The following is an 11,420-nucleotide window of genomic DNA, read 5'->3' on the forward strand; positions in this document are numbered from 1 at the left end:
CAGTACGAGAGCGATCCTCCGCCTTGCGATCGCACGCACCGGACGTCGTGAGCCCCGCCCTGCGGGCGGACGGCGCCATTTGTCAGACACGGCCTATGGTGACGGAATGCGATACGTCATCCCTCTCACCGGCTCCTGCGCGGACCGGCCCCGCGCATGACCAGGGAGACCAGATCGCTGCCGGCGATCGCGCCCGGCGGGGTGGACACGCCGTTCGTCATCGCGGGCTACGACGAGGTCGTCGCCCACGACACCGTCTGGGACGAGCACTCCCACCCCTTCCACGAACTGCTCTGGAACGAACGCGGCGCGTCCTCGGCGGTGGTCGGCGCACGGGTCTGGACCGTCACCCCGGCGCTGGGCCTCTGGATGCCGGCGGGGACGCCGCACTCCGGTTCGGCGGTCGCCGGCACCTGGTTCCGGGCGAGTTTCTTCGGCTTCCGGACCACGTCGTCGATCTCACCGGCGCCGGTGGCCGTCGAGATCACGCCCCTGCTGCGACTGCTGCTGGAACGGCTCGGCGACCCCGGCCTCTCCGCCGCCTCGCGCGCGGCGACCGAGGTGCTGGTGCTCGACGTACTCGCGCCTTCGCCGCGCGAGTTGCTCGTCCACGTACCCACCTCCACCCTGCTGCGCCCGATCGCCGAGGCGGTGCGCGAGGATCCGGGGGACCCCCGGACCCTGACGGAGTGGGCGTCCGCGCTGCGGGTCAGCCCCCGCACGATCACCCGCGCGTTCAACACCGAGACGGGTACGAGCTTCGCGCGCTGGGTGGCGGCCGTACGGGCGCAGCACGCGGTCGCCCTGCTCACCCGGGGCTGGGAAGTCGAGGCCGTCGCGGAGCAGGTCGGCTACCGGTCGGCGAGTGCCTTCGGCGTGGCGTTCCGGCGTACGACGGGGCTGACGCCGGGCACCTTCCGTACGCCGGGCGCCGTCCGTACGCAGTGATCCGCATGTCCCGATTGCTACAACCCCTGTCTGAAAGCGGCGATTGCGACACAGCGGCCCCTTCTCATAAGGTGCGAAGGTAAGCCTTACCTAACCGGGTGTCCAGTCGGGTCCCGGGGACGTGGCGCGTCCTTTCGCGACGCATCCCGCGACTCCCGCGACCCGGCCGTGCGAGCACCGCGCCCCCGGCGAGGACCGTACCCCCGACCTTCCGAAAGCTGAGTACGGACCCATGCCTGCACACCGTCTTCGCCTGCTCATGGCGGCCGCCGCCGCAACCGCCCTGACGGGTCTCGCCGCCTGCGGCGGCCCGGCCGACACCGAGAGCGGGAGCGAGGGCGAGAAGAAGGGCGGTTCGAGCGGCTTTCCCCTGACGGTCGAGCACGCCCTGGGGAAGACCACCATCCCCGCCAGGCCCAAGCGCGTCGCCACGGTCAACTGGGCCAACGACGAAGTGCCGTTGGCGCTCGGCGTCGTACCCGTCGGTATGGCGAAGGCGAACTTCGGCGACGACAACGACGACGGCGTCCTGCCCTGGACCGCCGAGCGTCTTGACGAACTCAAGGCGGACACGCCGGTGCTGTTCGACGAGACCGACGGCATCGACTTCGAGGCCGTGGCCGACACCGAGCCGGACGTCATCCTCGCCGCGTACTCCGGACTGACCCGCCAGGACTACGACACGCTGAGCGAGATCGCCCCCGTCGTGGCATACCCGGAGGCCCCGTGGGCGACCCCGTGGCGCGAGATCATCCGGACGAACAGCAAGGCGATCGGACTCGCGGACAAGGGCGAGAAGCTGATCACGGACCTTGAGGGCGACATCTCCCAGACCGTCGCCAAGTACCCCCAGCTCAAGGGGAAGTCGGCGATGTTCATGACCCACGTCGACCCCAACGACGTGAGCGAGATCGGCTTCTACACGGCGCACGACACCCGGACCCTCTTCTTCGAGGACCTCGGCCTGAAGATCCCCGGCAGCATCGCGAAGGCGTCCGAGGGCACGAAGAAGTTCGCCCTGACGAAGAGCGCCGAACAGATCGACGTGTTCGACGACGTCGACATCATCACCGGCTACGGCGACGAGTCCGGCGAACTGCTCACCTCGCTCGGCAAGGACCCGCTGCTCTCGAAGATCCCCGCCATCGGCCGCGGCTCGGCGTACCTGCTGCCCGGTGACGCACCCCTGGCGACCGCCGCCAACCCGACACCCCTGTCGATCTCCTGGGTGCTGGACGACTACGTCGCGGCGCTCGCCGAGGCCGCGGACAAGGTCAAGTGACGACGGTCGACCCGGCAGCCGGCACCAGGACTCCACCCGAGGCCGTCGTGCCCCGCCGTCCGGCGAGCCCCCGGACACTGTGGCTGCTCCTCGCGGTCCTGGTGCTGGCCGCCCTCATGGTGTCGTCCCTCGCCTTCGGCTCGCGCGCCGTCGCCTGGTCCGACGTCTGGGCGGCGCTCGCGGGAGCGGACGACACCCTGGAGCAGGCGGCGGCCGCCAAGCGCATCCCCCGTACCGTCCTCGCGGTCGTGATCGGCGGTGCGCTCGGCCTGGCCGGGGCCGTCATGCAGGGGGTGACCCGCAACCCGCTCGCCGATCCCGGCATCCTCGGCGTCAACATGGGCGCCTCGCTCGCCGTCGTCACCGCCGTCGCCTTCTTCGGGCTCACGTCACCCACCGGGTACATCTGGGTCGCGACCGGGGGCGCCGCGGTCTCGGCCCTGTTCGTGTACGTGGTCGGGACACTCGGACGAGGAGGCGCCACGCCCCTCAAACTCGCCCTCGCCGGCGCCGCCACGTCGGCGGCGTTCGCCTCGCTCGTCAGCGCGGTCGTCCTGCCGCGCAACGACATCGCGGGAAGCTTCCGGCTCTGGCAGATCGGCGGTGTCGGCGGCGCGTCCTTCGACCGCATCGGGCACGTCCTGCCCTTCCTCGCGGTGGGCTTCGCCCTCTGCCTGCTGTCGGCCCGCGCGTTGAACTCGCTCGCGCTGGGCGACGAACTCGCGGCCGGGCTCGGCGAACGCGTCGCCGTCGTACGGGCCGTGGCGGCGCTCGGCGCCGTCGTGCTGTGCGGCGCGTCCACCGCGGTCGCGGGGCCGATCGCGTTCGTCGGCCTTGTCGTACCGCACGCCTGCCGCCTGCTGATCGGCGTCGACCACCGCTGGCTGCTGCCGTTCTCGGTGCTGCTCGGGGCGTCGCTGCTCACGGCCGCCGACGTGGTCGGACGGGTCGTGGCGCGGCCCGCGGAGATCGACGTGGGCATCGTCACGGCGCTGATCGGCGCCCCGTTCTTCATCTACATCGTCCGCCGTCAGAAGGTGCGTGCCCTGTGAGCGCCAAGGTCCTGACCGGGCGACCGTCCGCCGAAGGCGCCGAAGCGCCGGAAGCCGTGATCGGCGTCGAGGTCGTGGCCCGCGGCCGGGTCCGGCGCGCGTCCCGTCGTCGCCTGGTCGTCCTCGTACTCGCCGTACTCCTCGTCGCCGCGTTCGCCGTCACCCTGATGGCGGGCCAGACGTTCTACCCGCCCCACGACGTGGTCCGGGTCGTCCTCGGCGAACAGGTGCCCGGCGCCTCCTTCACGGTCGGGCGCCTCCGGCTGCCGCGGGCCGTCCTCGCCGTGGTGGCGGGATTCAGCTTCGGTCTGGCGGGCGTCACCTTCCAGACGATGCTCCGCAACCCGCTCGCCAGCCCCGACATCATCGGCATCAGCTCCGGCGCGAGCGCCGCGGCGGCGGTCGCGATCGTGACGCTGTCCCTCGGCGAGACGCAGGTGTCGATCCTCGCCATCGCCGCCGGTCTCGGGGTGGCGATCCTGGTGTACAGCCTGGCGTTCCGGGACGGCGTGGTCGGCGCACGGCTCATCCTGATCGGCATCGGGATCTCCGCGATGCTCGACAGCGCCACGTCCTACGTACTGTCCCAAGCCGCGGAGTGGGATCTCCAGGAGGCGATGCGCTGGCTGACCGGCAGCCTCAACGGCGCGACATGGGACCAGACCGTACCGGTGCTCGTCGCCGTGGCCGTACTCACGCCCGTACTGCTGGCACGCTCGCGCGACCTCTCCGCGATGCGGCTCGGCGACGACACGGCCGCCGCTCTCGGCGTACGCGTCGAACGCACCCGTATCACGGTGATCGTGGCCGCCGTCGGGCTGATCGCCTTCGCCACGGCGGCGGCCGGGCCGATCGCGTTCGTGGCGTTCCTCTCCGGCCCCATCGCGGCCCGGATCGTCGGCGCCGGTACGTCCCTGCTGGTGCCCGCCGGACTGGTCGGGGCCCTGCTGGTCCTCGTCGCCGACTTCTGCGGCCAGTTCGCCTTCGGCGCCCGCTACCCGGTCGGCGTCGTCACCGGCGTACTCGGCGCCCCCTACCTCGTCTATCTGATCATCCGCACCAACCGGGCGGGAGGCTCGCCATGACCACGACCCATTCACTCGCCGCCGAACATCTCACCCTCGGGTACGGCGACCGCACGGTCATCGACTCCCTCGACCTGGCCGTCCCGCCCGGCAGGATCACGGTGATCGTCGGCGCCAACGCCTGCGGGAAGTCCACACTGCTGCGCGCCATGTCCCGTCTGCTCGCACCCCGCGAGGGCCGCGTCGTGCTGGACGGCAAGGAGGTGCACCGCCTGCCCGCGAAGGAACTGGCCCGTACGCTCGGCCTGTTGCCGCAGTCCCCGGTGGCCCCCGAGGGAATCACGGTCGCGGACCTCGTCGGTCGCGGCCGGCACCCGCACCAGACCGCCTTCTCCCGCTGGAAGAAGACGGACGACGACGCCGTGGCGTCCGCCCTGGAGGCGACGCACACGACGTCCCTCGCCGACCGCGCCGTGGACGAACTCTCCGGCGGCCAGCGCCAACGCGTATGGATCGCGATGGCGCTCGCCCAGCAGACCGATCTGCTCCTGTTCGACGAGCCCACCACCTTCCTCGACGCGAGCCACCAGATCGAGGTCCTCGACCTGCTGACCGACCTGAACGAGGCCCGCGGCACCACGATCGTCATGGTCCTGCACGACCTCAACCTCGCGGCCCGCTACGCGGACCACCTCATCGCCCTCGCGTCCGGCCGCCTCCACGCCTCCGGCCCCCCGTCCGACGTACTGACGCGGGAGACCGTCCACACGGTGTTCGGCCTCGACAGCCGCGTCATCGAGGACCCCGTCTCCGGCAGACCCCTGATGCTCCCGATCGGCCGCCACCACGTACGCGCGTGAATCAACCCAGGAGGTCCCATGTCCGCGGAACGTGACAACCGGAACAGCGACGACACCGCATGGCAGGCCCGCGCCGACGACACCGCCTGGCAGGCCCGCGGCACGGTGTCCCGACTCGTACTCGGACAGATGGCCACCCAGGCCCTGGGCACGGCGGTGCGGTTGGGCATCTTCGACCGGATCGGTACGAACAACCTCACCGCCACCGACCTGGCCCGCACCCTCGCCACCCATCCCCAGGCCACCCTGCGCCTGCTGCGCGCCCTGGCCGGACTGCGACTCCTGGACGAGCCCGAGCCCGGCGCCTTCCGCACGACCGGGGCCGGCGACCTCCTGCGCTCCGACACCACCGGCAGCATGCGCGCCATGGCCGCGATGTTCACCGATCCCGTCATGCTCCGGGCCTGGGATCTGCTGGACGAGGGAGTACGTACCGGAGAGACCACGTTCGCCACCGTCTTCGGCACGGACTTCTTCGGCCACCTCGGGCAACACCCCACGCTCTCGGCAGACTTCAACGCCGCGATGAGCCAGGGGACCCGCCTGGCCGCCGAAGCGGCACCGCACCACTACGACTTCGCCCGCTTCACCACCGTCGTGGACATGGGAGGCGGCGACGGCACCCTGCTCAGCGCGATCCTCAGAACCCACCCCGGACTGCGCGGCATCCTCTACGACACCCCCGAGGGCCTGGCCCAGGCCCCCGACCGCCTGGCCCGCGACGGCCTCACCGACCGGGTCGAACTGCGCACCGGCGACTTCGTCGAATCGGCCCCGAGCGGGGGAGACCTCTATCTACTCAAAAGCATCATCCACGACTGGAACGACACCCGATGCGCCACGATCCTGCGCCACATCAGAGAGGTCGTCCCCACCGACGGCGCCCTCCTGATGGTCGAACCGGTACTCCCCCCGACGGTCCCCACCGACCAGCCCGGCACGGTCTACCTCAGCGACCTGAACATGCTGGTGAACGTCGGAGGCCGGGAACGCACGGAGGCGGACTTCAGGGCACTCTGCACAGCCTCCGACTTCACCCTCCGCACGGTGACCCCACTGCCGGCCCCCAACATCTTCCACCTCATCGAGGCGACACCGGGAGCCTAGGCCGCGCGGTCCAGACGTCGAAGCAGAGCAGGGAAGCGGCCCTTGCCCGCTGCACGAGCGACGAAGGCCGGTGCTGTCATGAGCAATTACCGCGAGCGGCCAGCACTGCCGCGAGGCCTTCTCGCAGATCCTTGACGAAATAGCCGGGAACCTCCAGCGACGGGAAATGCCCCCCGGTCTCGGGCGACCGCCATCGGACGATCTGCCGGTACCGCTCCTGTGCCCAGACGCGGGGACACTTCTCGATGTCGCGGGGATACACGCTGATTGCTGACGGGACGTCGACCCGAAGACCGGGGTCGAGTGAGTTGTGGCTTTCGTAGTAGATGCGGGCCGACGACGCGCCGGTCCGTGTCAGCCAGTACAGGGTGACGTTGTCCAGAATCCTGTCTCTGGAAATCGTCTCGAACGGGCTGTCTTCGGTATCTGTCCACTCGGCGAACTTGTCAAGGATCCAGGCGAGAAGCCCGACCGGTGAGTCGACGAGCGAATATCCGATGGTCTGCGGTCGGGTCGCCTGCTGCTTCGCGTACGCCGCGTGGTGGCGCCAGAAATCGCGGGTCTCCTCGGTCCATTCGCGCTCGGCCGCCGTCAGCCCGTCCGTTGTCAACCCGGGCGGTGCCTGCGCGGTCGTGGTGTGGATGCCGAGCACGTGCTCCGGGAACCTGCCGCCGAGGATGGTGGTGATCACACCACCCCAGTCGCCGCCGTGGGCGGTGAACTTGCTGTAGCCGAGCCTTCCCATCAGTTCCACCCAGGCGGCCGCGATCTTCTCGGTTCCCCACCCGGTGGTGGCCGGCTTGTCGCTGTAACCGAAACCTGGCAGCGACGGGACCACGACATGGAACGCCGGCGTGTCCGCGTCTTTCGGATCCGCCAGCTCGTCCACCACATCGATGAACTCAGCGATGCTGCCCGGCCAGCCGTGCGTCACGATCAGAGGAGTGGCCTCCGCGCGCGCGGATCGGCGGTGCAGGAAGTGGATTCCCACCCCGTCGATGGTCGTGCGGAACTGGCCGATCTGGTTGAGGCGCGCTTCGAACGACCGCCAGTCGTACCCGGTGCGCCAGTAGTTCACGAGATCGGCGAGGTCGGCGAGAGGAACGCCCTGATCCCATCGGCGCGGGTCGGGCGCGGCGCGACAGACCGTCTCGGCCTCCGGCAGCCGTGCCGCGGCCAGTCGCCCGCGCAGATCGTCGAGGTCGGTGTCGGTCGCGTGGGCTTCGAATGCCTGCACGTCGCTGGTTCGACGGTTCATGAGATGCCCCCGCCGGGGTGGGCGGACGTGGTGACAACGCCACGATCAGGGCCGGCCGCGGCGTCGGTGACGTACCGGTGTGTGGACATGGGACCTCCTGGTCATCGGGCGAACCGCTTGTGACATGTCGGAACCGGCTAAGACGGTTCTAACAGATCGCGACGTTGGCGTGCAACCGGCTAAGGTGGTTCCATGCGTGCTCAGTTCCCCGACTTCCGTCTCGGCAAGGTGCTGGCGACCAGCTTCACGGCGACCCTGACGGAGCGTCGCGGCGACGCGGTGGAACGTATTCCCGCGCCGAACCGACTTGTCGACTGGCTGGCGGTGAGTGGCCTCGCCGTGGAGTCCTGCACCACCGCCCAGCTCGAACGCGCCTGGGAGCTGCGGGAATCAATTCACGCCGCCGCGACAGCGGCCGCACGCCGAGAACCCCTCCCCGCGTCCGCTGTCCAGGTCATCAATGACCGCAGCGCTCAGAGCCGGGCCGCGGCCATCCTGACGCCCGAGGGAAATCGGCAATGGCGACTCGGCTCGACTTCCTCCGTGGAGGATGCCCTGGGCGTTGTCGCCGCCGACGCGATCAGCGTCATCGCGGGCGAACGAGACGGAAAACTGGCCTTGTGCTCGTCGCCAACCTGCCAAGCGGCCTTCTTCGACACCAGCCAGAGTCGCACCCGCAAGTGGTGCGACATGAACACGTGCGGCAATCGCCAGAAGAAGGCGCGCTTCAACGCCCACAAACACGAAACCCCGGGGTCGGCAAAGTAGTCGCCGATCCCGACGCATCCAGGTGGGCCCACGGCAGCCATCTCGAAATCCAACGCGAGACCCGCGCCCCGGACAACGGCCTCTGCGGCTCCACCACTGATCCAGTTTGCTTCGCCCCCGTCCGCCCCGTCCGGAGGGCGGCGAACGATCCCCCTTGTCTACCTGCCACGGCACAGGACCGGGACAAACCAACGAGGGCCGCTGCCCCGGCAATGGGGTAGCGGCCCTCGCAGTCTCTCTGACGTCACGTCAGCAAAACGGCCCCGCGGTGCACACGCGGACTTCGCGGTTCGGATGTCGAAGTACAGCTCAATGAGAGTTCTCACCAGCACGGATGTGCCTGTATCGGGCGGGCCGGTGCACAACAGGTGCACAGCGCTGGCCGGGAGAAGGAGTTGACTCCGCTGTCGCCCGTGCAGTGGCTGCGAGTCTGTAACGACACCGAGTGGCCGTCACTATCCGTTCATCCGGGCGGAATCGAAAATCTTACTTGGGTTGCTGTGCTGGACATCGAGCGCACCTACGCCTACCCCGCCGCCGGTGCCTCTTGGCGAACAACAAGAAGGGGTATCTGTTTACGAATGAAGCGGGAGAGGAAGTGAGGGTGATGAGTCGAAATGGGGGATGGGGTGTTCGCGTGAGGAACGGGCACGGGAACTACTTGGACGAGTTCGGCAATGCTACAACTCCTAAAAACAGCCATGGGATTGAGGTGCACTCAAGATGAAGGACCCTGTTTATCGGCAATTGAATTCGGAGTTGCGGCGATGGAAGTATTTTGAGGAGTGTCTCTTGGTGGATCTCCGGTTCGTCGAGTTCGGGTACAGCGTCGAACTGACATTCAACTATATTTGGGACGACGTCGGTCGGGTGCGTTCTGACGTTCAAGGAGACCCTCGACTCGTAATTCTTACGCTGGTGGGGGTGGATCGTCTTAGTCTGACAGGGGGGCTGACTCTCGCTATGAAGACCGAGCCGGATCGGGTTGACTGGGGTCTGTCTGAGGTGTCGAGAGTGACGTGCGAGAAAAACGGAGAGGGCGTTTCTCTTTCAATTGCGTGGGAGGGTGCGCGCAATATTATGGTGACCTCTGCGGAGTATCGTGTGCGATATGCGCCTAATATTCTGAAGTGACTCCCGTTCATAGACGCAGGGGAATCGTCGGGACACGTTTCGGGGGCGTCACCCCCTGCGTGTGACACCGGCGCGCGGCACCGACCACCCCCGACCATGAAGAAGCGAGGAACCGCGAAGCCGCTGCCCTGGTCCGTTAGGGCGCTGCTGCGCGACGAGCAGGATAAGGGCCGATGCGGCAAGGGGAGGCCGGCTCTGGTCAGGGTGCTCTCCCCTTTGACACCAAGCGAGTTCGGGAGAGTTCAGGCTCTCAAGGCTAAAGGTTCCAGACCGTCCCGGCGCTCTTTCGTGGCTGGCAGCCCAAAACGAGCATTGGCTCCACCCCAGGGGGTGGAGCCAATGCTCGTTGCGGCCTGCTGTTGCTTATCTGGTTCGAGCCTTACATCTTAAATGTCGAAGTACAGCTCGAACTCGTGCGGGTGCGGGCGGAGTTGGATCGGGGCGATTTCGCTGGTGCGCTTGTAGTCGATCCACGTCTCGATCAGGTCCGACGTGAACACGCCGCCCGCCTGCAGGTACTCGTTGTCGGCCTCAAGGGCCTCCAGCACCGCCGGGAGGGAGGTCGGGACCTGGGCCACGCCCGCGTGCTCCTCCGGGGCCAGCTCGTAGAGGTCCTTGTCGATCGGCTCCGCCGGCTCGATCTTGTTCTTGATGCCGTCGAGGCCCGCGAGGAGCAGCGCCGAGAAGGCCAGGTACGGGTTGGACGACGGGTCCGGGGCGCGGAATTCGACGCGCTTGGCCTTCGGGTTGGAGCCGGTGATCGGGATGCGCATCGCGGCCGAGCGGTTGCGCTGCGAGTAGACCAGGTTGACCGGGGCCTCGAAGCCGGGGACCAGGCGGTGGTACGAGTTCACCGTCGGGTTCGTGAACGCCAGCAGCGACGGCGCGTGCTTGAGGATGCCGCCGATGTAGTAGCGGGCGGTGTCCGACAGGCCCGCGTAACCCTGCTCGTCGTAGAAGAGCGGGTCGCCACCGGCCCACAGGGACTGGTGGACGTGCATGCCGGAGCCGTTGTCGCCGAAGATCGGCTTGGGCATGAAGGTCGCGGTCTTGTTGTTGCGCCAGGCGACGTTCTTCACGATGTACTTGAAGAGCATCAGGTCGTCGGCCGCGGCGAGCAGCGTGTTGAACTTGTAGTTGATCTCGGCCTGGCCGGCGGTGCCGACCTCGTGGTGCTGGCGCTCGACCTGGAGGCCGACGGCGTCCAGCTCCAGGGAGATCTCGGCGCGCAGGTCGGCGAAGTGGTCGACCGGCGGGGCCGGGAAGTAGCCGCCCTTGTAACGGACCTTGTAGCCGCGGTTGTCCTCGGTGGAGCCCGTGTTCCAGGCGCCGGCCTCGGAGTCGATGTGGTAGAAGCTCTCGTTCGACGTCGTGTTGAAGCGCACGCTGTCGAAGACGTAGAACTCGGCCTCCGGGCCGAAGTACGCGGTGTCCGCGATGCCCGTGGACGCGAGGTAGGCCTCGGCCTTCTTGGCGATGTTGCGCGGGTCGCGGCTGTACTGCTCGCCCGTGATCGGGTCGTGGATGAAGAAGTTGATGTTCACCGTCTTGTCGCGACGGAACGGGTCCACCCGAGCGGTCGACAGGTCGGCGCGGAGCGCCATGTCCGACTCGTGGATCGCCTGGAAACCGCGGATCGACGAGCCGTCGAAGGCCAGTTCGTCATCCGGGTTGAACGCCTTCGCCGGGATCGTGAAGTGCTGCATCACGCCAGGCAGGTCGCAGAAGCGGACGTCTACGAACTTCACGTCCTCGTCCGCGATGAACTTCTTGGCGTCATCGGCGTTCTGGAACATCCAGCTCCTCCTCCTCCCGTCCCCGGGGAGGGGCGGGGGTTTATCGCTACTGGTCGTGCGGCCAGTGCGGTGGCACACGCAGGACCCGACCATAGGTATGCGGGATTTCTCAAGCATGACCCATTTGTTTCGCCGAAGTTAACCGGCCTGGGTGTGCGCCGTTCCACAGACCGGCCACCGCGGCTTGAAA

General features: G+C 68.2%; 9 protein-coding genes. 7 read left to right on the top strand and 2 right to left on the bottom strand.

Annotated elements, in window-relative coordinates:
- The first annotated feature begins 156 nt into the window (after nt 1-156).
- From P3L51_RS31875 to P3L51_RS31900, 6 genes are all read left to right on the top strand, one after another.
- A complete protein-coding gene (locus P3L51_RS31875; RefSeq protein WP_354608811.1) occupies nt 157-948 on the top strand; it encodes a helix-turn-helix transcriptional regulator in 792 nt (263 codons plus the stop codon).
- A 232-nt stretch (nt 949-1,180) separates the two neighbouring features.
- On the top strand, nt 1,181-2,230 hold the full coding sequence (locus P3L51_RS31880) for an iron-siderophore ABC transporter substrate-binding protein (RefSeq protein ID WP_354608812.1): 1,050 nt from the start codon (nt 1,181-1,183) through the stop codon (nt 2,228-2,230).
- Entirely contained in the window at nt 2,227-3,282 is a 1,056-nt protein-coding gene (locus tag P3L51_RS31885; protein WP_354608813.1) for a FecCD family ABC transporter permease, read from the top strand. Before P3L51_RS31880 ends, P3L51_RS31885 begins: the two co-directional genes overlap by 4 nt.
- Nucleotides 3,279-4,367, top strand: coding sequence for a FecCD family ABC transporter permease (locus tag P3L51_RS31890; RefSeq protein WP_354608814.1), 1,089 nt, complete (start codon nt 3,279-3,281; stop codon nt 4,365-4,367). The genes P3L51_RS31885 and P3L51_RS31890 overlap by 4 nt, the downstream gene beginning before the upstream one ends.
- Nucleotides 4,364-5,167 (top strand): ABC transporter ATP-binding protein, encoded by an 804-nt coding sequence (locus tag P3L51_RS31895; protein ID WP_354608815.1) that lies wholly within the window; start codon nt 4,364-4,366, stop codon nt 5,165-5,167. Before P3L51_RS31890 ends, P3L51_RS31895 begins: the two co-directional genes overlap by 4 nt.
- An 18-nt stretch (nt 5,168-5,185) precedes the next feature.
- A complete protein-coding gene (locus P3L51_RS31900) occupies nt 5,186-6,274 on the top strand; it encodes a methyltransferase (RefSeq protein WP_354608816.1) in 1,089 nt (362 codons plus the stop codon).
- A 76-nt stretch (nt 6,275-6,350) separates the two neighbouring features.
- On the opposite strand, the gene P3L51_RS31905 is transcribed toward P3L51_RS31900, so the two are convergent.
- The gene (locus P3L51_RS31905) at nt 6,351-7,532 is read right to left on the bottom strand and encodes an epoxide hydrolase family protein (RefSeq protein ID WP_354608817.1); all 1,182 of its coding nucleotides are present in this window, start codon (nt 7,530-7,532) and stop codon (nt 6,351-6,353) included.
- A gap of 192 nt (nt 7,533-7,724) precedes the next feature.
- On the opposite strand from P3L51_RS31905, the gene P3L51_RS31910 reads away from it, so the two are divergent.
- Nucleotides 7,725-8,300, top strand: a complete 576-nt coding sequence (locus P3L51_RS31910) for a CGNR zinc finger domain-containing protein (RefSeq protein WP_354608818.1) — start codon at nt 7,725-7,727, stop codon at nt 8,298-8,300.
- A 1,520-nt stretch (nt 8,301-9,820) separates the two neighbouring features.
- On the opposite strand, the gene glnA is transcribed toward P3L51_RS31910, so the two are convergent.
- Complete coding sequence (glnA, locus tag P3L51_RS31915) at nt 9,821-11,230, bottom strand: type I glutamate--ammonia ligase (protein WP_354608819.1); 1,410 nt, start codon at nt 11,228-11,230, stop codon at nt 9,821-9,823.
- Nucleotides 11,231-11,420 lie beyond the last annotated feature (190 nt).

The organism is Streptomyces panacea (genome assembly GCF_040560175.1).
Classification (GTDB): domain Bacteria; phylum Actinomycetota; class Actinomycetes; order Streptomycetales; family Streptomycetaceae; genus Streptomyces; species Streptomyces panacea.

Bases quoted from the DNA above. Each gene is read 5' to 3' on its own strand.
- P3L51_RS31875 (WP_354608811.1), top strand. From the start codon at position 157: ATGACCAGGGAGACCAGATCGCTGCCGGCGATCGCGCCCGGCGGGGTG.
- P3L51_RS31880 (WP_354608812.1), top strand. From the start codon at position 1,181: ATGCCTGCACACCGTCTTCGCCTGCTCATGGCGGCCGCCGCCGCAACC.
- P3L51_RS31895 (WP_354608815.1), top strand. From the start codon at position 4,364: ATGACCACGACCCATTCACTCGCCGCCGAACATCTCACCCTCGGGTAC.
- P3L51_RS31900 (WP_354608816.1), top strand. From the start codon at position 5,186: ATGTCCGCGGAACGTGACAACCGGAACAGCGACGACACCGCATGGCAG.
- P3L51_RS31905 (WP_354608817.1), bottom strand. From the start codon at position 7,532: ATGAACCGTCGAACCAGCGACGTGCAGGCATTCGAAGCCCACGCGACC.
- P3L51_RS31910 (WP_354608818.1), top strand. From the start codon at position 7,725: ATGCGTGCTCAGTTCCCCGACTTCCGTCTCGGCAAGGTGCTGGCGACC.
- glnA (WP_354608819.1), bottom strand. From the start codon at position 11,230: ATGTTCCAGAACGCCGATGACGCCAAGAAGTTCATCGCGGACGAGGAC.